This window comes from Fructilactobacillus sp. YLN 2507 (assembly GCF_059614085.1).
The window spans coordinates 1319718-1339266 of sequence record NZ_CM184303.1; the positions used below are offsets into that span (position 1 = coordinate 1319718).

The 19549-nt window shown below is 37.6% G+C and carries 18 protein-coding genes, 1 tRNA gene, 3 rRNA genes, 1 riboswitch and 1 other annotated feature; of the genes, 10 read left to right on the forward strand and 12 right to left on the reverse strand.

The features are described 5' to 3' along the window. Positions 1-4: 4 nt before the first annotated feature. The 7 genes from AC0GLY_RS06700 to AC0GLY_RS06730 all read right to left on the reverse strand — a co-directional run bounded on the left by AC0GLY_RS06700 (position 5) and on the right by AC0GLY_RS06730 (position 8354). A complete protein-coding gene (locus tag AC0GLY_RS06700; protein ID WP_496611398.1) occupies positions 5-1180 on the reverse strand; it encodes a pyridoxal phosphate-dependent aminotransferase in 1176 nt (391 codons plus the stop codon). A 26-nt stretch (positions 1181-1206) separates the two neighbouring features. Beyond that, positions 1207-2055 (reverse strand): MetQ/NlpA family ABC transporter substrate-binding protein, encoded by an 849-nt coding sequence (locus AC0GLY_RS06705; protein ID WP_496611399.1) that lies wholly within the window; start codon positions 2053-2055, stop codon positions 1207-1209. A 62-nt stretch (positions 2056-2117) separates the two neighbouring features. Next, positions 2118-2377 (reverse strand) — a binding site (T-box leader). A 103-nt stretch (positions 2378-2480) separates the two neighbouring features. Beyond that, positions 2481-2597, reverse strand: a 5S ribosomal RNA gene (gene rrf / locus AC0GLY_RS06710). A gap of 82 nt (positions 2598-2679) precedes the next feature. After that, a 23S ribosomal RNA gene (locus AC0GLY_RS06715) occupies positions 2680-5595 on the reverse strand. Between the two features lie 168 nt (positions 5596-5763). Beyond that, positions 5764-5839: transfer RNA gene (locus AC0GLY_RS06720), tRNA-OTHER, on the reverse strand. A 69-nt stretch (positions 5840-5908) separates the two neighbouring features. Continuing rightward, positions 5909-7485: ribosomal RNA gene (locus AC0GLY_RS06725) — 16S ribosomal RNA — on the reverse strand. Together the 16S, 23S and 5S rRNA genes with 1 tRNA gene alongside form the textbook arrangement of a ribosomal RNA operon. 329 nt (positions 7486-7814) lie before the next feature. Then, positions 7815-8354, reverse strand: coding sequence for a hypothetical protein (locus AC0GLY_RS06730; RefSeq protein WP_496611400.1), 540 nt, complete (start codon positions 8352-8354; stop codon positions 7815-7817). 85 nt (positions 8355-8439) lie between these two features. Here AC0GLY_RS06730 and AC0GLY_RS06735 point away from each other — a divergent pair, with 85 nt between their 5' ends. From AC0GLY_RS06735 to AC0GLY_RS06745, 3 genes are all read left to right on the forward strand, one after another. Continuing rightward, positions 8440-9618: a thiolase family protein gene (locus tag AC0GLY_RS06735; protein ID WP_496611401.1), complete on the forward strand. Its 1179-nt coding sequence runs from the start codon at positions 8440-8442 to the stop codon at positions 9616-9618. An 84-nt stretch (positions 9619-9702) separates the two neighbouring features. Continuing rightward, positions 9703-10227, forward strand: a complete 525-nt coding sequence (locus AC0GLY_RS06740) for a GNAT family N-acetyltransferase (RefSeq protein WP_496611402.1) — start codon at positions 9703-9705, stop codon at positions 10225-10227. A 12-nt stretch (positions 10228-10239) separates the two neighbouring features. Beyond that, positions 10240-10416: a hypothetical protein gene (locus AC0GLY_RS06745; protein ID WP_496611403.1), complete on the forward strand. Its 177-nt coding sequence runs from the start codon at positions 10240-10242 to the stop codon at positions 10414-10416. 35 nt (positions 10417-10451) lie between these two features. On the opposite strand, the gene AC0GLY_RS06750 is transcribed toward AC0GLY_RS06745, so the two are convergent. Together AC0GLY_RS06750 and AC0GLY_RS06755 are read right to left on the reverse strand one after the other, a co-directional pair. Beyond that, positions 10452-10778: an AzlD domain-containing protein gene (locus AC0GLY_RS06750; protein WP_496611404.1), complete on the reverse strand. Its 327-nt coding sequence runs from the start codon at positions 10776-10778 to the stop codon at positions 10452-10454. Then, the gene (locus AC0GLY_RS06755) at positions 10765-11472 is read right to left on the reverse strand and encodes an AzlC family ABC transporter permease (protein WP_496611405.1); all 708 of its coding nucleotides are present in this window, start codon (positions 11470-11472) and stop codon (positions 10765-10767) included. The genes AC0GLY_RS06750 and AC0GLY_RS06755 overlap by 14 nt, the downstream gene beginning before the upstream one ends. Positions 11473-11676: 204 nt before the next feature. Between AC0GLY_RS06755 and recA the strand changes: the two genes are divergently transcribed. The 5 genes from recA to AC0GLY_RS06780 all read left to right on the forward strand — a co-directional run bounded on the left by recA (position 11677) and on the right by AC0GLY_RS06780 (position 16069). Next, on the forward strand, positions 11677-12783 hold the full coding sequence (recA, locus tag AC0GLY_RS06760) for a recombinase RecA (protein WP_496611406.1): 1107 nt from the start codon (positions 11677-11679) through the stop codon (positions 12781-12783). 121 nt (positions 12784-12904) lie between these two features. Beyond that, positions 12905-12995: riboswitch (TPP riboswitch) on the forward strand. A gap of 62 nt (positions 12996-13057) precedes the next feature. Then, entirely contained in the window at positions 13058-14455 is a 1398-nt protein-coding gene (locus AC0GLY_RS06765; RefSeq protein WP_496611407.1) for an ABC transporter ATP-binding protein, read from the forward strand. Further along, complete coding sequence (locus AC0GLY_RS06770; RefSeq protein ID WP_496611408.1) at positions 14455-15099, forward strand: energy-coupling factor transporter transmembrane component T family protein; 645 nt, start codon at positions 14455-14457, stop codon at positions 15097-15099. Before AC0GLY_RS06765 ends, AC0GLY_RS06770 begins: the two co-directional genes overlap by 1 nt. Positions 15100-15108: 9 nt before the next feature. Continuing rightward, a complete protein-coding gene (locus AC0GLY_RS06775) occupies positions 15109-15537 on the forward strand; it encodes a hypothetical protein (protein ID WP_496611409.1) in 429 nt (142 codons plus the stop codon). A gap of 49 nt (positions 15538-15586) precedes the next feature. Continuing rightward, positions 15587-16069: an isochorismatase family protein gene (locus tag AC0GLY_RS06780; protein WP_496612271.1), complete on the forward strand. Its 483-nt coding sequence runs from the start codon at positions 15587-15589 to the stop codon at positions 16067-16069. A 33-nt stretch (positions 16070-16102) separates the two neighbouring features. Here the strand turns inward: AC0GLY_RS06780 and AC0GLY_RS06785 are convergent, their stop codons facing one another. Continuing rightward, positions 16103-16735, reverse strand: coding sequence for a TetR/AcrR family transcriptional regulator (locus AC0GLY_RS06785; protein ID WP_496611410.1), 633 nt, complete (start codon positions 16733-16735; stop codon positions 16103-16105). Between the two features lie 112 nt (positions 16736-16847). On the opposite strand from AC0GLY_RS06785, the gene AC0GLY_RS06790 reads away from it, so the two are divergent. Both AC0GLY_RS06790 and AC0GLY_RS06795 read left to right on the forward strand, forming a co-directional pair. Next, entirely contained in the window at positions 16848-17738 is an 891-nt protein-coding gene (locus AC0GLY_RS06790; RefSeq protein WP_496611411.1) for a metal ABC transporter solute-binding protein, Zn/Mn family, read from the forward strand. Between the two features lie 67 nt (positions 17739-17805). Beyond that, complete coding sequence (locus tag AC0GLY_RS06795; RefSeq protein WP_496611412.1) at positions 17806-18171, forward strand: YisL family protein; 366 nt, start codon at positions 17806-17808, stop codon at positions 18169-18171. A 164-nt stretch (positions 18172-18335) separates the two neighbouring features. Here AC0GLY_RS06795 and AC0GLY_RS06800 read toward each other — a convergent pair whose 3' ends face one another. Both AC0GLY_RS06800 and AC0GLY_RS06805 read right to left on the reverse strand, forming a co-directional pair. Next, positions 18336-18770 carry an Msa family membrane protein gene (locus tag AC0GLY_RS06800; RefSeq protein WP_496611413.1) on the reverse strand — a complete coding sequence of 145 codons (435 nt, stop codon included), beginning with the start codon at positions 18768-18770 and terminating at the stop codon, positions 18336-18338. A 222-nt stretch (positions 18771-18992) separates the two neighbouring features. Beyond that, on the reverse strand, positions 18993-19547 hold the full coding sequence (locus tag AC0GLY_RS06805; protein ID WP_496611414.1) for an ECF transporter S component: 555 nt from the start codon (positions 19545-19547) through the stop codon (positions 18993-18995). Between the last annotated feature and the right edge of the window lie 2 nt (positions 19548-19549).

The window sequence follows — 19549 nt, forward strand, 5'->3', positions numbered from 1 at the left end:
CCTTTTAGTGATTTTTAAATAAATTTAATTTAGCAATTCTGGCTACGGCTTCTTTTAGTCTTTCAGGACTAGTTAATAATCCAATTCTGACAAATTGATCTCCTGACTTTCCAAAACCTAATCCTGGAGCTACCGCAACAGCAGCTTGATCAAGTAACAAGTCAGAAAAAATTTCAGATGTGTAGCCTTCTGGAACTGGCATCCAAGAATAAAACGAACCCTTAGCCGAATAAGCATGCCACCCAATTTTTGCTGCTGCTCCTTCAAAAGCATCGCGCCGTTTATCATACAAATCATTTAACTTTGTGACTGATTCTTGAGATTCAGATAAAGCCGCAATTGCTGCTACTTGAATTGCTGGAAAAACACTCACAAATAAATGGGCTTGAATCAAATTAATTGCTTTAATCATGTCAGGATTACCAATGGCAAATCCTAAACGCCATCCTGCCATGTTATATGTCTTAGACATCGTATATACTTCAATACCAACTTCTTTAGCACCAGGTGTCTGTAAAAAACTAAGTGGTTTATTATGATATCCCAATGCCCCATAAGCAAAGTCATGTACAATTCCAATTTGATTTTCTTGCGCAAACTCGACCGTGTTTTTAAAAAAAGCAGGAGTTGCAACTGCTCCAGTTGGATTATTAGGATAGTTAAGGTATAACAGCTTAGCTGCATCCTTTACTTCACTACTAATCGTACCATAATCTGGCAAAAAGTCATTTTCTTCTTTCAAAGGCACTAATTCTAATTTAGCCTTTGCTAAATCTATTCCTGATAAGTAATCTGGATAACCTGGATCTGGCAATAACATAGTATCACCTGGATTCAAAATTGCCAAAGGAAGTTCTACCAATCCTGTTTTAGAACCTCCTAAAATAGCGATTTCTGTATCTGGATTCAATTCAACATTATATTCTCGCTTATAAAAATCAGCGACTGCTTGTTTCAATTCTGGTAGGCCATCAAATGGTGAATATTTGTGATTATCTGGATTTGCAACTGCTCCTTGCATTGCTTTGACAATGTTAGTGGGGGTTGGCTGATCTGGATTACCTTGACCTAAATTAATAACATCTGCGCCTGTGGCAATTTTAGCATTTACTTTTTTAACCAGAGTCGCAAAGAACTGGGTAGGCAAAGATTGTAAAATTTTAGATTCTGGAAAGTCCATTTTTTCTACCTCGATAATTTTTAAGATTAGTTAAATTTATGATTCCAAGCTGGAACTTCAGTCTTACCATATTCTTTTTCAATTACATCAGCTGTTTTCTTAGTTTGGTAAGCTTTTACTACTTTTTTGTAAGTATCATTATCTTTTTGATCTTTATTAGCAGCGATAAAATTAATCCATGGCTTTGAATCTTTATTAAGTGGTTCTGTGAAAATTGCTTTGTCGTTTGGTAATTTGGCAGTTGCAGCATAGTTACCATTAACTACTGAAGCATCAACACTATTTAATAATCTTGGAGTTTGTGATGCATCAACTTCTTGAATCTTCAAGTTTTTGTTATTTTTAGTAATATCATTAATTCCAAGAAGCCCATCTTTGTGCTTCAAATCAATTAACCCCGCATTTTTCAAAAGCACTAGAGCTCGACTTTCATTAGTTGCATCATTAGGAATTGCAATTGATGCTCCATTGGGAAGATCTTTAACGTTCTTGTAAGAATCAGAAAAAAGTCTGATTGGAGTGATAACAGTATTACCAACTGAAACGATGTTAGTGTGATGTTTTTTGTTCCAATCTTTTAAAAATGCATAATGTTGAAAAGCATTAAGATCAACAGAGTGTTGGGTTAAAGCCGCATTAGGTTGTGTATAGTCAGTGAAGTGGACAAATTTTAGCTTAATATTATACTTATCTTTTGCGGTTTCAGCAACTGACTTCCAAACAGCATCATCAGCCTTTGATCCACTCATGATTCCAACTTTAACTACTTTTTCGTCGGATGTACTAGAAGTTTTAGGTCCAAAACTTGCCCATCCAATTGCTACAATAGCAATTAAAACAATGATTCCAATAATCCATTTAACTGATTTTTTCATGATAATTTCCACCTTTATTTTATAATTTATTTTAATAAACAAAAAAAGCATTCATCCTATAATAAAAGGACGAATGCTTTCGTGGTACCACCTTAGTTTACAGAGATCATTGCTGAAATCTGCCTCAGAAATTTCTCTGACGACGCGTCTCAATCAGAAAAACTTTGCTAAGATATCGGTAGCAACCCCGCCACTAGCTCATTTAAAAACTCACTAGTGATTGATTTCAAGCCCATCTTCTTTATTTTCTTTTCATCTCTTCACACCAACCAGAGACTCTCTTAGAAATTCCAATAAATACTCAGCTCTACAATTTGTTTATTTGATTGTTATTATCTTAAAGGTAAATTCAAATTCTGTCAACTAAAATTTTAATTTTTTTAAACAAAAAGACACTCATCATAATGATAAGTGTCTTTTTGTTTGCGTGGCAACGTCCTATCCTCGCAGGAGGCGATCCCCCAACTACTTTTGGCGTGCTGAAGCTTAACTTCTGTGTTCGGCATGGGAACAGGTGTATCCTTCAGGCTATCGCCACCACACTTTTTTTGTGAGAACTTCGTTCTCTCAAAACTAGACAATATTATTTTCTTCCGATTAACTTCCATTGAATCTTCATTCTACTTGGTTAAGTCCTCGACTGATTAGTATTAGTCCGCTTCACGTATCACTACGCTTCCACTTCTAACCTATCTACCTGATCATCTTTCAGGAGTCTTACTTCCATATAGGAATGGGAAATCTCATCTTGAGGCGAGTTTCACACTTAGATGCTTTCAGCGTTTATCTCATCCATACATAGCTACTCAGCAATGCGCCTGGCGGCGCAACTGATACACCAGCGGTATGTCCATCCCGGTCCTCTCGTACTAGGGACAGCTCCTCTCAAATTTCCTGCGCCCGCGACGGATAGGGACCGAACTGTCTCACGACGTTCTGAACCCAGCTCGCGTACCGCTTTAATGGGCGAACAGCCCAACCCTTGGGACCAACTACAGCCCCAGGATGCGATGAGCCGACATCGAGGTGCCAAACCTCCCCGTCGATGTGAACTCTTGGGGGAGATAAGCCTGTTATCCCCAGGGTAGCTTTTATCCGTTGAGCGATGGCCCTTCCATTTGGTACCACCGGATCACTAAGTCCGACTTTCGTCCCTGCTCGACCTGTATGTCTCGCAGTCAAGCTTGCTTTTGCCTTTACACTTTTGGAATGATTTCCAACCATTCTAAGCAAACCTTTGAGCGCCTCCGTTACTATTTAGGAGGCGACCGCCCCAGTCAAACTGCCAACCAGACACTGTCTCCGCGCACGATCAGTGCGCAGGGTTAGAGTGTTCACATAACAAGGGTAGTATCCCACTGACGCCTCCACCGAGACTAGCGTCCCGGCTTCTATGGCTCCTACCTATCCTGTACAAGTTATGTAAACACCCAATATCAAGCTACAGTAAAGCTCCATGGGGTCTTTCCGTCCTGTCGCGGGTAACCTGCTTCTTCACAGGTATCTTAATTTCACCGAGTCTATCGTTGAGACAGTACTCAAATCGTTACGCCTTTCGTGCGGGTCGGAACTTACCCGACAAGGAATTTCGCTACCTTAGGACCGTTATAGTTACGGCCGCCGTTTACTGGGGCTTCATTTCGGTGCTTCGCCGAAGCTAACACTTCCACTTAACCTTCCAGCACCGGGCAGGCGTCAGCCCATATACTTCATCTTACGATTTTGCATAAACCTGTGTTTTTGATAAACAGTCGTTTGAGTCTTTTCACTGCGGCTGGCCGTGAGGCCAGCACCCCTTCTTCCGAAGTTACGGGGTCATTTTGCCGAGTTCCTTAACGATAGTTCTCTCGCTCACCTGAGGATACTCTCCTCGACTACCTGTGTCGGTTTGCGGTACGGGTAATTAATTACTAACTAGAAGCTTTTCTCGGCAGTGTGACGTCAGATCCTTCTCTACTTAAATTTCGATCCTCATCATCGCTTGTCAACTCGCTTAAAAGCATTTAACTCTTAAACTGACTTACGATTTGAACACACCTTTCCATTCGTGTGCTAATCTTAGCCTACTGCGTCCCTCCATCGTTCAAACATAATTAACTAGTACAGGAATCTCAACCTGTTATCCATCGCCTACGCTTCTCAGCCTCGGCTTAGGTCCCGACTAACCCTGGGTGGACGAGCCTTCCCCAGGAAACCTTAGTCATTCGGTGGATCAGATTCTCACTGATCTTTCGCTACTCATACCGGCATTCTCACTTCTAAGCGCTCCAGCAGTCCTTACGGTCTACCTTCATTGCCCTTAGAACGCTCTCCTATCACGCAACGTAGTTGCGTCCGCAGTCTCGGTAATATGCTTAGCCCCGGTAAATTTTCGGCGCAGAATCACTCGACTAGTGAGCTATTACGCACTCTTTAAATGGTGGCTGCTTCTGAGCCAACATCCTAGTTGTCTATGCAACTCCACTTCCTTTTCCACTTAGCATATATTTAGGGACCTTAACTGGCGGTCTGGGCTGTTCCCCTTTCGACGATGGATCTTATCACTCATCGTCTGACTCCCGGACATAAATCAATGGTATTCGGAGTTTATCTGAACTCAGTAATCCTAGATGGACCCCTTGCTCAAACAGTGGCTCTACCTCCATGATTCTAATTCCGAGGCTAGCCCTAAAGCTATTTCGGAGAGAACCAGCTATCTCCAAGTTCGTTTGGAATTTCACCGCTACCCACACCTCATCCCAGCACTTTTCAACGTACACGGGTTCGGACCTCCGGTGCGTATTACCGCACTTTCATCCTGGACATGGGTAGATCACCTGGTTTCGGGTCTACGGCAACATACTATGGCGCCCTATTAAGACTCGCTTTCGCTACGGCTCCGCTTTTTCGGCTTAACCTTGCATGCAACTGTAACTCGCCGGTTCATTCTACAAGAGGCACGCCATCACCCATTAACGGGCTCTGACTGCTTGTAGGCACATGGTTTCAGGAACTATTTCACTCCCCTTCCGGGGTGCTTTTCACCTTTCCCTCACGGTACTGGTTCACTATCGGTCACTAGGGAGTATTTAGCCTTGGGAGATGGTCCTCCCAGATTCCGACGACGTTTCACGTGTGTCGCCGTACTCAGGATCCTGAACTGAGGGTATTTGATTTCATTTACGAGACTATCACTCTCTTTGGTGTAGTTTCCCAACTACTTCAACTATCAAATACTTTTGTAACTCAAATGTTCAGTCCTACAACCCCGAACCACAAGGGTTCGGTTTGGGCTATTCCCCGTTCGCTCGCCGCTACTTAGGGAATCGAAATTTCTTTATATTCCTGTGGGTACTTAGATGTTTCAGTTCCCCACGTCTGCCTCTGCATAGCTATGTATTCACTATGCAGTGACCAGTCATAACACTGGTCGAGTTTCCTCATTCGGAAATCTCCGGATCAAAGCTTACGTACAGCTCCCCGAAGCTTATCGCAGTTAGTTGCGTCCTTCATCGGCTCCTAGTACCAAGGCATTCACCATGCGCCCTTATTAACTTAACCTATAATCCGACGGATTATAAATTATTTGAGTTTTAGCGATTAAAACTAATTAAAAAACTCAAAAATAACACAATGGTTATTTCTCGGTTCAATTATATAAAAATATAATTATTACAGAAAATAATATTATCTAGTTTTCAAAGAACAAAAATGACACTAACGTGTCAATGGAGAATGTAGGGTTTGAACCTACGTCTTCTTACTTGCAAGCAAGTAAGCGCTCTCCCAACTGAGCTAACTCCCCATATAAGAGTAGATACTCTCAAAACTGAGCAAGATTTTGATTAATGTAAGGTTCCGAATTATTCCTTAGAAAGGAGGTGATCCAGCCGCAGGTTCTCCTACGGCTACCTTGTTACGACTTCACCCTAATCATCTGTCCCACCTTAGGCGGCGGACTCCTAAAAGGTTATCCAACCGACTTTGGGTGTTACAAACTCTCATGGTGTGACGGGCGGTGTGTACAAGACCCGGGAACGTATTCACCGTGGCATGCTGATCCACGATTACTAGCGATTCCAACTTCATGCAGTCGAGTTGCAGACTGCAATCCGAACTGAGAACGACTTTAAGAGATTAGCTTGACCTCGCGGTTTCGCAACTCGTTGTATCGTCCATTGTAGCACGTGTGTAGCCCAGGACATAAGGGGCATGATGATTTGACGTCGTCCCCACCTTCCTCCGGTTTATCACCGGCAGTCTCTCTAGAGTGCCCAACTTAATGCTGGCAACTAAAGACAAGGGTTGCGCTCGTTGCGGGACTTAACCCAACATCTCACGACACGAGCTGACGACAACCATGCACCACCTGTCATTCTGTCCCCGAAGGGAACCTCTAATCTCTTAGAGTGGCAGAAGATGTCAAGTCCTGGTAAGGTTCTTCGCGTAGCATCGAATTAAACCACATGCTCCACCGCTTGTGCGGGTCCCCGTCAATTCCTTTGAGTTTCAACCTTGCGGTCGTACTCCCCAGGCGGAATGCTTAATGCGTTAGCTGCGGCACTGAAAGGCGGAAACCTTCCAACACCTAGCATTCATCGTTTACGGCATGGACTACCAGGGTATCTAATCCTGTTTGCTACCCATGCTTTCGAGCCTCAGCGTCAGTTACAGACCAGATAGCCGCCTTCGCCACTGGTGTTCCTTCATATATCTACGCATTTCACCGCTACACATGAAGTTCCACTATCCTTTTCTGCACTCAAGTTTATCAGTTTCCGATGCACTTCTCCGGTTAAGCCGAAGGCTTTCACATCAGACTTAATAAACCGCCTGCGCTCCCTTTACGCCCAATAAATCCGGACAACGTTTGCCACCTACGTATTACCGCGGCTGCTGGCACGTAGTTAGCCGTGACTTTCTGGTTAGATACCGTCACACTGTGAGCAGTTACTCTCACAGCCGTTCTTCTCTAACAACAGAGTTTTACGAGCCGAAACCCTTCTTCACTCACGCGGCGTTGCTCCATCAGACTTTCGTCCATTGTGGAAGATTCCCTACTGCTGCCTCCCGTAGGAGTATGGGCCGTGTCTCAGTCCCATTGTGGCAGATTACCCTCTCAGGTCTGCTACGTATCATTGCCTTGGTGAGCTATTATCTCACCAACTAGCTAATACGCCGCGGGTCCATCCAAAAGCACTAGCACCAAGGCCAGCTTTCAAACAAGAACCATGTGGTTCTTGTTGTTATACGGTATTAGCATCTGTTTCCAGGTGTTATCCCCTTCTTCTGGGCAGGTTACCCACGTGTTACTCACCAGTTCGCCACTCAGTCGGATCCAAAATCAGTTTGGTGCAAGCACCAAACTTCAAATGGGCGACTTCGTTCGACTTGCATGTATTAGGCACGCCGCCAACGTTCGTCCTGAGCCAGGATCAAACTCTCATTTTAGAAATGAGAACTTTACTAGCTCTTATTTATTTGTTTTTGCAAATTGACATTGCATTTGTTTAATTTCTAAACCAAGTTTAAAAATTATCCTTACACTTTATTGTAATCAAAATCTTGTTCAGTTTTCAAAGATCTACTCATTAATGTGCCGTCTCAAACGGTACTTTATTAATATATCACGTTGGTCAAGAAAGGTCAAGAACTTTATTCAATAAATTTTAAAATCATTTAAAACTCATTAAAAGCTTAACACTTCTGCGTCAACAATATTTAACTATATACTAATAAATTTAATTTGTCAACGTTTTGGTCAAAAAAAGTCAAAATACTTAATCTTCTTTTTTATATAGATCAATTCCTAATTCTGGATGCAGATTTAAATAATTTTTTGTGAATTTATCAACTGCTGCTTTATCACTTGTATTAATTCCACTTCTGCGCATATCAGCAAATAAGCCTCGATAAAATTTATCAAATTGAGGATTGTAAAGTGATTGAAGTTGCTTAGCATTCACATTTACCCAATCAATTAAATGTTGACCATTATTTATAATCCCCTGTTTTTGTAAATACTTAAATAATTTTTTCAAAGCAAAGGGAATGATATGATACATTTCCTTTGTTTTTTCGTCTTCTTCTAATAAAAGCATAAACCGCGAAAACATTATTTCCTGTAAAAGATCTGCATTCCATTGAGCTGGTTCTTTATCTAAACCTACAATCGCAATTTCTGAAAAACTATCAATAATAGCATCAATTGCTCGAACTTGTTCCGAGTTTAATTTAGCAACATCTGCTTCAGCATCAATAGCATCTAACCAGCCATCAATCATTTCACCTACTACTCGGGTTTGTTTTTCTTTATCCATTAATCTCAGCTCCTTTGATAATATTATACTATCATTCGTAAGATAGGTATAATAGAAAAAAATAGATACAGAGGAGTTTTTAGAATTGGAAAAAATTGCAATCGTGAGTGCTAAACGTACACCAATTGGTAAAATCAACGGTCAACTCAGTAGCCTAACATCAGTAAAATTAGGAGTAATTACAGCTCAAGCTACCCTAAAGGCAGTTAATTTAGATGCACAACTAATCGATCAAGTAATCTTCGGAAATGTCATTCAAGCTGGTGGAGGACAAAACGTTGCTCGTCAAATTGAGTTAGAAACCAAAATTCCAAATACTAGTACTGCTTGTACAATCAATCAAGTTTGCGGTTCTGGAATGAAAGCTATTCGTTTAGGTCAGCAAGCAATCTTAACTGGTGATGCTGAAATAGTGTTGGTTGGTGGAACTGAAAGTATGTCAAATGCACCTTACTTAAATTCTAAAGTTCGCCAAGGCCACAAATTTGGATCCTTCACCATGGAAGATAGTATCGAAAAGGATGGCTTAAACGATTTTCGCACCAATGCTCCCATGGGAATTACGGCTGAAAATATAGCCGAAAAATTCAACATTTCTCGTGCAGATCAAGATCAATTTGCCCTTGATTCACACAAAAAAGCTGCTCAAGCAATTAAAAATGAGTATTTTGCAGAAGAAATTGCACCTGTAACCATTAAAAACCAAAAATCAACCACCGTAATTAAAAATGACGAAACCGTTCGTCCCGATACCACAATTAAGCAATTAAACAAATTACGCACAGTTTTTAAAAATAACGGAACTGTCACCGCTGGAAATGCTGCCAGTTTAAATGATGGAGCATCAGCCTTAATTTTAATGAAGGAAAGTAAAGCACAATCACTAAACTTAAAGCCTTTAGCAATCATCGACAATTTTGCAGAAACAGGATGCAACCCAGATATCATGGGGTATGCTCCTCGTTACGCAGTAGAAAAATTATTGCAAAAAGACCAAAAGAAGATTGCTGATTATGATTTATTCGAACTAAACGAGGCCTTCGCATCTCAAAGTCTAGCTGTTGCTAATGACCTTCAAATTCCTATGGAAAAATTAAACATTACTGGGGGAGCAGTCGCTTTAGGTCATCCGCTTGGAGATTCTGGAGCACGAATCCTCATCACCCTAATCAACAATTTAAAACGAACTAACCAAAAATCAGGAATTGCCACCCTTTGTATTGGTGGAGGTATGGGTATGGCAATGAGTATTCATACGGTCTAAGTTTCTAAATACTTTAGTTGTAAAACTAGATTTTATTCTTTATAATTGAATATCGTTAATAAATAAGTAAGGAAGTGTTTAATTATGACTTGTGTTTACGTACGTAAAGCAACTGAAAAGGATTTGCCAGAAATTAAAAAAATCATCGATGCTGGGCGTGGCTTCTTAAAAGAGCAAGGCATCAACCAATGGCAAGGTGCTTATCCAACTACTGAAGACATTAAAAAGGACATTGATAATAGTACTTCATATGTAATCGATGTTGACGGAAAGGTTGCCGGTTCGGCTACTCTTCATTTAGGAATTGACCCTGATTACATTGAAATGGAAGAAGGAGAATGGGATAACGGAGCAACTGCTCATTATTCAGCAATTCACCGAGTTTCAGTTTCACACGAATACCGCGGCCAAGGCTTAGCTGGTAAATTAATCAGTGGATTATTCACCGTCTCATCATTACTTGGCTTTAAAGATGTTAGAATTGATACACACCCAATGAATAAAGGAATGCAACACATCATTTTATCCTGTGGGTTTACTAAAAAAGGAATTATCCGAACTAAAGCCGAAGACGACGATCGTTTCGCTTACCAAATCGAATTACACTAATAGGAGTTTTAAATGAGTAATGAAGCAGTTTTAATCAAATTGATTATTATGGTTCTTGCCGCAATCTTAGTAACCATTGCCAGTTTAGTTTGGTCATATAAAACCCAACACACTTGGCACTCAAAACGATTTGCCGCATTAACCATCTTATTAATTGGTTTTGTTTTCATCTTCATTATCCTAATTTAAAATAAAAGACCCCGAAAAATTTTTTGGGGTCTTTTTTAAGCTAAAATTCGAATAATTGCAAGCGAGATAATTCCCACTGCCACAATTATCAATAGATTTTTACTGATGATTGCTGAAATTACAGTAGGAATTGAAGCTAATAAATTTTCAATATTTAGCGTAGGCAAGTGACCTAAATGTTGTTCAAATAAGCCACTAAACCACAGTGCTGACATAATTACGACTGGTACAAAACTTAAAAATTCAACAACTGAAATTGGTAATTCAAACTTTTTTAATAGAATAAATGGAATTACCCTCGTTAACCAAGTTACAATGCCACAACCAATGATGACCAATATCACAAATTTAAAAGAAAGCATTTTTAATTTTCACTCCTAACCAACACCCAACCAAGCTCACTACCAAAAGGAGCAAACTACTGGGGACAAAAATCAAGCCAATGTAAGTTAAAACTAACGTGACTAATACCATCAAGATTTGTAGTTTGAAAGGCATCGTTTTATCTGCTGCAATTTGCAGATACAGTAACCCAATAAACATGGCGATAAAGGCAAAATCAAGGCCAAACTGATTAGGATCAGGAATCAAACTACCTAGGCTGCCACCTACGCCAGATGCTAAGACCCAGGTTAAATAAGCAATGATGTTCGCACTATTTAACCATTCAAAGGTAATTATCCGATGGGTATAGTTCAATTTATTCATGGTTAAGGCAAAGGTTTCGTCAGTTAGAAGTGAACCTAAAATAATGTTGCGCGTCATTGATTCCTTTTTCAGATACGGTGCCACCGTCATCCCCATCAATAACATCCGGGCTGACAGTAAAAAAACAGCAACTAAAATTGATAGCATTGTCCCTCCTGCGACCAGCATACTAACGATGACAAACTGCGCTGCCCCCGAATACGTGATTGCTGACATCAAAACAATTACTAACACATTTAATCCTGCCGCTTTCGCAACAATTCCAAATGCTAAGCCAACCCCAATGTAGCCTGATAAAGTCGGAATTGTATCTTTAATTCCGGAACGTACTGATAGATTACTATTCACAAGGATCCATCCCTTCACTTTCGATTTATAATCTTAATTATTATATAATTAATTTGTGGAAATTTTTAGCTAAAATTAAAATCAAATATAATTAACGTATAAAAATGAATTGATTATGGTGGAAATTACGTAAATAATAGAGTAAAATAAAGAATATCGATAAGCGAACAAACGTTCACATTTTAAAAATAGAAAGGTGTTTTTATGGCCTCAAGTTCTAAGAAAAACGCTCAAGATGCTCGTCAAGCTGAGCTTGATAAAGCATTAAAACAAATTAAAAAAGAATTTGGTACTGGAGCAATCATGCGTATGGGTGAAACCCCCGAAAACTCAGTTAGTGCAATTTCGACTGGAATTTTATCATTAGATATTGCCCTTGGAGTCGGTGGATTTCCTCGTGGTCGTGTGGTTGAAATCTTCGGTGCCGAATCTTCTGGTAAAACAACAATTGCCTTACAAACCGTTGCAGAAACACAAAAAAATGGTGGAACTGCTGCCTATATTGATGCGGAAAACGCCATGGACCCCGAATATGCCAAGGCACTCGGGGTTGATATCGATAATCTCCTTCTTTCACAACCAGGAACTGGTGAAGAAGGTCTTCGAATTGCCGATGCCTTAATTGGCTCTGGTGCAATTGATTTAGTCGTAGTTGATTCAGTCGCTGCCCTAGTTCCTAAGGCAGAAATTGAAGGTGATATTGGTGATTCACACGTTGGTTTACAAGCTCGTTTAATGTCACAAGCTCTTCGTAAATTAACTGCCAACATCAACAAAACTAATACCGTTGTGATTTTCATTAACCAACTTCGGGAAAAAGTTGGAGTGATGTTTGGTAATCCTGAAACTACTCCTGGTGGTCGGGCCTTGAAATTCTATTCCAGTGTCCGTTTAAGAGTTAGTGGAACCAAACAACAAAAAGACGGTCAGGAAGTGGTTGGGAAAGAAACCAAGATTAAAGTTGCCAAAAACAAGGTGGCTCCTCCATTCAAGACTGTGGACACCCTTATGAGTTTTGGTAAAGGGATTGAACCCGTTGCTGATATGGTGAACTTAGCGGTTGATAAAGATATTATCGACAAATCCGGTTCATGGTATTCATATGGTGAAGAACGTCTAGGTCAAGGTCTTAACAAGACCGTCGCCAACTTGAACGAAAAACCTGAATTAGTGGAAGAACTAAATCACAAAGTTCGGGTAGCCTACGGAATTGAAAAAGAAGAACCTACTAAAACAGAAAAAGTAGAAAAGCCTGCAAAGGCAACTAAGGAAACTGATAAACCAGCTGAAGATCCAACTTTAGACGTTTAAATCAAAAAACTCTCAAAATAATCGTAATTGACTATTTTGGGAGTTTTTATTTTGGAAAAATCGTTAGTAATTTCAAGGTCACAAAGCATTTCAGCTCTTTCTTTGGTATAATAAAGACACAATTAAATAGCTGGGGTGCTTAACGGCTGAGATTATACCCATTGAACCTGATCTAGGTAATGCTAGCGGAGGTAATCTGACAAACAGTTGTCTAATTTTAATAAAACAAAAGCCGTCTTCTTAATTGAAGATGGCTTTTTCTTTGGAGGAAGCTATGATGAACAACATTGAGGTCCAAAACTTCAACTTTAAGTATCAAAAAAATGAGAACCCAATTTTCAAAAATGTCGATGTCACTTTTCCCGGTGGTGAGATTTCACTCCTAACAGGTCCATCCGGTTGTGGGAAATCAACGTTGATGATGATCATTGCGGGGTTAGCTGGTAAGACCACATACAGTGGGAAAATTAAAATTAATGGAACCAACATTAAAAAGATTTCGCCACTTGAACGGGCCAAACTAATTAGCATGATGTTTCAAGATCCCAATCAACAATTTGTCATGCAAAAAGTCAGTGAAGAACTAATTTTTGCGTTAGAAAACATTCAAACTCCTCCAGCGGAAATTGAAGCTCGGGTCCAAGCGGCGTTAGCTTTTTGTGAGATTCAACCTTTGGCACAACGAAAAATCATCACCCTTTCTGGTGGTGAAAAACAAAAAGTAATTCTGGCAACCATGGTGGCCTTAGATTCTGACATTCTGTTGTTAGACGAACCCTTTGCTAGTATTGATTTACCAGCTAAGCAAGCCATTCTGGAAAAATTAGTTAAACTGCAACAAGAAAGGCACAAGACAATCATCATCTCGGACCATGATTTAACTGGTTATGCAGGCTTAGTTAAGCATTTATTCCGAGTGGAAGGAACTTCAATTAAAGAACTTTCAGCTCCGGAAACTTACAAAATTTTAAATAACGATTATCAACCAGATATACATTTTAATTTGCCAATGAAAAATTACGACATTAATGTAGCTGATTTTAGTTTTAAAGCCCAACAACACACTTTGTTGACTTGTCCTGATTTTAAATTTTATCAAGGGTGTACCTTGCTAACTGGTGCCAGTGGAATTGGTAAATCGACGCTCTTTCGTTCACTTACGAAGCTCAAAAAGTACAGTGGAGATGTTTTTTTAAATGGAAAAAATATCAAAAAAATAAAGGATCAACTATTTTATCAACAAATTGCTTTAATTTTTCAAAATGCCAACGACCAATTCTTAAACGTAACCGTTGCCGAAGAACTACAATTAGCAAAAGCAACTGCCCTATCAGACTTTTGGACTGATGAAAAAATTACAGCTACTTTAAAGACCCTACAACTTGACGATAAAATGGAACAAGTGGTTTACACGCTGAGTGGTGGACAAAAAAAGAAACTACAAATCTTATTAATGTTAATTCGGGACCCTCAAATTATGTTACTAGACGAACCATTTGCTGGACTAGACCGCCATTCAGTAGAAATCGTGGAAAACTTAATTCAAACTGAGTTTATCAAACGACAACATTCCGTAGTAGTTATCAGTCACCAAATTTTCCACTTCAATCAGTTCTTTGATTATCACATTGAATTTGCTGACCAAGCCTTAACTTACAAGGAGGTGCTCTAATGAATCCTGCCATTAAGTTATTACTCGTCTTTTTGATTGCCTTTGAAATTTCTTTTATCACTAACATCACTCTAAACGTGGTGATTATCGTAGTCTGTCTAGCTTACTTAATTTGGAAACGTGTCAACTTTAAAACAGTTGGAATGTTTTGCTTAATTGCCCTTCTCCCTGCTTTAGGAATTTTCTTCTCTCAATTTTACTATGGTGATGGGTTAGTAATGGGCACAGCCTTATTAACTCGGCTTTACGCTTATGTTTTTTTGGGATTAAGTTTTTCTTTAACCACGTACATGGTTGAGTTAGCCAATTCACTTGAACAAAATGCTCATGTACCTGCAAAATTTGTTTACGGTGTGTTAGCTGCCATTAATCTGGTTCCACGTTTACAATACGAAATTAGAGTAATTCGAGCTAATGGTAATATGCGAGGCAAAGTTTTGCACCCATGGATGCCAACTTTATACTTTAAAGCCTTAATTGTCGCCATTGGCTGGTCAAATGACTTGGCTCAAGCAATGGAATCTCAGGGATTTGTGGAAAATCAGCCACGAACTTTTTTCAAAATTAGCAAAATTCATCTCAAAGATTGGATTATTTTATTAGCAAATTTAATCGTAGTTCAGTTAATTATTTTTATTCACTAAGGAAAAATCATGTCATCTACTTATCGTTCTATCTTGCAACAATTGAAAAATTACAACATTTCTATAACTAAGATTGCTCAGCTAGCAGTTAATTATCAAGGACTTTATAGCCAAGTTCCTACGATTGAAACTGCTGAAAAGTTATTAAAAGAAATCATCCAACAACCTCCAGTTTCTGAGAACTTGTTATTTTGTTTTGCCTTAGAAAATAATAAATTAAGCGAACCCCTAGCTACAATTTACCAAAATGAAGATGTTACAAATCCTCTATTACTTCAAATTGCAGCCACCTTTGGAACGATTGGAATTTCAAATTATTTTGAAATTAAATTAAATCATCCAAAACTACTAAATCTATCAAAAAATGCCAAAGTAAATGATATTGCATTATCATTAGCAGCTGCATTATCGGGAGAATTTGCCCAATTGGATTCGTAGTTTTATTAACGATTCAAAGTTATAATTAGACAAAGGAATGGTGATTTTGATGACTAAAAAAGCCTTAATTGTAATTGATATGCAAAACGGATTATCTAACATTGAAAAGTTTGATTCAGTTCTATTAAATGTTAATCAACGAATTGATTTATATCATAAAGAAAATCAGGAAGTTATTTTCATGCAACACATTGATAAAGAAATGCCTATTGTTAGTAAAAATTGGCAATTATTTGAAAAACTTCACAACACAAATGATGATAAGTACTTTAACAAATACCATCCAGATTCATTTTTAAATACCGGCTTAGAAAGCTACTTAAAAATGAATCAGATTGAAAGTATTGAGTTATGTGGAGCACAAACCGAATATTGTGTTGATACCACAATTAAAGTTGGTTTTCATTTAGGGTTTAAATTAACCATAACCCCAAATTGTTTTTCAACTTTAAATACTCCTACTTTTTCAGCCAATCAAATTAATAACTGGTATTGGAAAATTTGGAATAATAAATTTGTAAATTTAAGCTGAGCAAAAATCCTGTCGAAACTCTGGCAGGATTCTTTAATTCAATTTCAAAACATTAATCCAACCATAATAACTAAATTGACAAAGATTTCGATCTAGTTTAATTGTTTCATCTTCAGTAAAAGCATGTTTTAAAATATCATAAAAAGTTGCCGTATTTGAATACACAAAAAAGTGAATTTGCCGTTGATCTGGTACAAAATCAGTTGGTAAAATGTTCTTTTGTTCCATTTTAGCAATAACTTGAACTACTTTATCGGTAAAAAATTGAGTAATCATTTCCGCTAAATTGTTATACTTAGACCCATTGGTTTTAAATAGCAGTAATTCAGCAATTTCCCGATTTTGATAAACTGCATGAATTACATCATCCATATTTAAAACTTTTTCTAACCAAATCTGATTAATATTATCTGAACTCATGCATTGAAGGGCTTCATTAATTTGCTTAGTATAAATTGTTTTTAAATCATACAAGAGCGGACTAACTAACTGTGCTAATAAATCATCTTTTGATTTAAAATGTTTATAAAAAGCTCCCGTCGTTAAATTAGCTTGACGACAAATATCTCGCAATTTTGTATCTTTAAAACCCTGTTCTAAAAAAGACTGTTTTGCCGATGCTAGCAGTAATTCATTAGTCATTTCATAATTACGTTTTGTTCCCATTTTCGTACCTCGATATTTTTTCTTGCAAGATTAAAGTAACGATGTTATCTTAAATAAAGTAACAGTGTTATCTAATTGCATATGTAGCTAAAAATTACTTAGGAGAATTAAAGTGAAAAAGATCATTAAAGTTTCTAGTATTTTATTTTCATTTATTACAATAGCATTATTTTTAACTGGTTGTAAAAGTCAAAGTAGCCAAAAATCAGATAAAATCAATGTAGTAACCACAACTAATTTTTATTCAGAACCTGCCAAAGCAGTTTTAGGCAACCACGGAAAAGTTGAGTACATTGTAAAACCTGGAATTGATCCACATGAATTTACTCCCAAAAATTCTGATGCAGCCACTGTCAATAAGGCAACCGTCGTCATTGAAAATGGTCTTGGTTATGATGAGTGGATGAAGAAGTTGGACAGTAATAATAGTAATGAACCAAAGATTATCAATGTTGGTAAATTAATGAATAAAAAAAATGGAGACAATGAACACATTTGGTATAATCCTAACACCATGAGAATCCTGGCTGACAAATTAGCCAAAACTTATGGTGAGATTCAACCCAACCACAAAAAAGAATTTGAAAAAAATGCCACCACTTATAAAAATAAAATGAAAAAAAATCAAGCATTAGTCAAAGAATTAGCTGCTAAGAGTGATCATCAAAAAGTTGCTGTTAGTGAACCAGTTTTTAATTATTCTCTTGAGGCCATGGGTTACAAAGTTACTGACCCTGATTTTGCTAACGCTATTGAAAAAGATGTTGATCCATCACCAAAAGACCTTGTTAAAGTTCGCGATGAAATCAAACATCACAAAATCGCATTTTTTGTCGAAAATACACAATCAAAAAATAAGACGGTCAACGATTTAGTTGAGCTCGCTAAAAAACATAATGTACCAGTAGTTAAAGTAACAGAAACAGTGCCTGCTGGAACTAACTATTTCGATTGGATGAATAGCCAATATGAACAAGTTAAAAAAATTCAAGATAAAGACTAATTTTTAGATTTTAATTGAGTGTTTTAGTTCTATAATAGAGTTAAACGCACTGAAAGGAATATTAATTATGTACTTAGTTTGGATTCATTTAATCACCTGGATGGTCATTTTGGTAACCACGACATTAGCATTATTTACTCAATCACAAAAGTTGAGTACGATTTCAATGATGATTACGCGGATTGGATACTTATTTGCAATTGTAACTGGTGTATTACTAGTCAGCCATGCGTTTCCCAATCATCCAGCTTTAACCATTATTAAAGTTATTTTAGGAATCGTTTTAATTGGGGTCATTGAAATGGCCTTTGCCACTAAAAGTCGGAAACGTTTATCATTAGGTCTTGCCTGGTTGGTCATTTTCTTCATCTTACTGGTTGGTGGATTAGGACTATATCTAACTAGTGGATATCCTTTAAATCAATATTTATAAGCAAAAATCGATCTGCCATGTGCAGACCGATTTTTTATTATCTGAATTTTTGGTTAAACAATTCTGTTATTTTCAAGGCCGGCTTAATTAGCCTCATTTCCAATAAAATATAAATTATCATAGTGATTAATGATTGTATTAAAAAACATCTGCACCGATATTTTTCATTTATCATCAGCTACTCTCTGATTAAAATAAACCACGAACTTTTTAACTACAATTACCACTACAAAATTAAAAATTAAAATAAATAAGACTTGTTCTAATCCGAGTAAATTCTTTGAAACCTGAATCGAAAATGATCCGCTATTATATGTATTATTTTTTACAAATTCGTTCCAATCGGAACTATAAACCACCATTTTACCAAAAACTGAATAAGCCGATAAAGTTAGCATTGGTAAAATATATTTTAAAAACCGAAACTTAATGTTTTCCATCACACCAGTTGCAACAATTACGCCATTTAACAAGGCTGGAATTAAATAAATGATTGCCGCAAAAATTCCCAAAGATTCAATTGCCAGAAAACTTCCTGCTGTAAAATAGACTAAAATATCAAAAGCGAGTGCCAGTAAAATAACTAATAAAGTAAACATAATAATTCTCCTTCATAGAATTGTTTCATTAAAGTTATCGTACGTTAAAATAGTTATTTTACCTAGCTAATTATCGTAGCACTGCCAAAATCGAATGTCTATAAATAGGTTACATGTTAGAAAGCTTGGTAAATAAAGGTTTCTGATAGGTAAAACTTTAACTCAAAATCAAAAAAAATTCCCCCACACAATTATGAGAGAATTTTATTTTGGTTAAATTACTTATTTATCTAACAAATGAGTCCGGCCTAACATCTTAGCAATTGCCATTGAGAGTACTCCACTAAAAAGAAAAACTGAAACATAACTAACGATAAATAACGCAGCAATCATGCCAAAGCTAAACCCAGCATAATCGTGTTTAATTAATTGGTAACCAAACGTTACAATGGTCGTCGTTAAAGTTGATAAAAACATCCCAAGTTTTCCATAATTTTTGTAACCAGTGAAGGCAAAACCTAATTCAGATCCAATTCCTTGTACTAAACCTGAAATTAAAGTTGCAGCTCCCCAAATTCCACCTAGCAGCATTTCAACAGCTGCTCCTAGAAATTCAGCAAGCAATCCTGAACCAGGTTTCTTAATTACCATTAATGCTAATGGACCACCAATTGTCCAAAACCCAATTAAAATGGCACCACTAAAGGGAGCTAATCCCATTGGAGTTAATACTGCAGTAACTGCAGTGTAAATAGGATCCATGATCCAAAAAATCAGTCCACATACAATCCCAATTAAAGTTACTAAAATAATGTCTTTCAAATGCCATTTGTTCATAA

Coding starts and splice junctions, on each gene's coding strand:
- AC0GLY_RS06775 (WP_496611409.1), top strand. CDS start 15,109: ATGTCATCTACTTATCGTTCTATCTTGCAACAATTGAAAAATTACAAC.
- AC0GLY_RS06700 (WP_496611398.1), bottom strand. CDS start 1,180: ATGGACTTTCCAGAATCTAAAATTTTACAATCTTTGCCTACCCAGTTC.
- AC0GLY_RS06795 (WP_496611412.1), top strand. CDS start 17,806: ATGTACTTAGTTTGGATTCATTTAATCACCTGGATGGTCATTTTGGTA.
- recA (WP_496611406.1), top strand. CDS start 11,677: ATGGCCTCAAGTTCTAAGAAAAACGCTCAAGATGCTCGTCAAGCTGAG.
- AC0GLY_RS06740 (WP_496611402.1), top strand. CDS start 9,703: ATGACTTGTGTTTACGTACGTAAAGCAACTGAAAAGGATTTGCCAGAA.
- AC0GLY_RS06705 (WP_496611399.1), bottom strand. CDS start 2,055: ATGAAAAAATCAGTTAAATGGATTATTGGAATCATTGTTTTAATTGCT.
- AC0GLY_RS06745 (WP_496611403.1), top strand. CDS start 10,240: ATGAGTAATGAAGCAGTTTTAATCAAATTGATTATTATGGTTCTTGCC.
- AC0GLY_RS06765 (WP_496611407.1), top strand. CDS start 13,058: ATGATGAACAACATTGAGGTCCAAAACTTCAACTTTAAGTATCAAAAA.
- AC0GLY_RS06750 (WP_496611404.1), bottom strand. CDS start 10,778: ATGCTTTCTTTTAAATTTGTGATATTGGTCATCATTGGTTGTGGCATT.
- AC0GLY_RS06780 (WP_496612271.1), top strand. CDS start 15,587: ATGACTAAAAAAGCCTTAATTGTAATTGATATGCAAAACGGATTATCT.
- AC0GLY_RS06785 (WP_496611410.1), bottom strand. CDS start 16,735: ATGGGAACAAAACGTAATTATGAAATGACTAATGAATTACTGCTAGCA.
- AC0GLY_RS06800 (WP_496611413.1), bottom strand. CDS start 18,770: ATGTTTACTTTATTAGTTATTTTACTGGCACTCGCTTTTGATATTTTA.
- AC0GLY_RS06805 (WP_496611414.1), bottom strand. CDS start 19,547: ATGAACAAATGGCATTTGAAAGACATTATTTTAGTAACTTTAATTGGG.
- AC0GLY_RS06730 (WP_496611400.1), bottom strand. CDS start 8,354: ATGGATAAAGAAAAACAAACCCGAGTAGTAGGTGAAATGATTGATGGC.
- AC0GLY_RS06770 (WP_496611408.1), top strand. CDS start 14,455: ATGAATCCTGCCATTAAGTTATTACTCGTCTTTTTGATTGCCTTTGAA.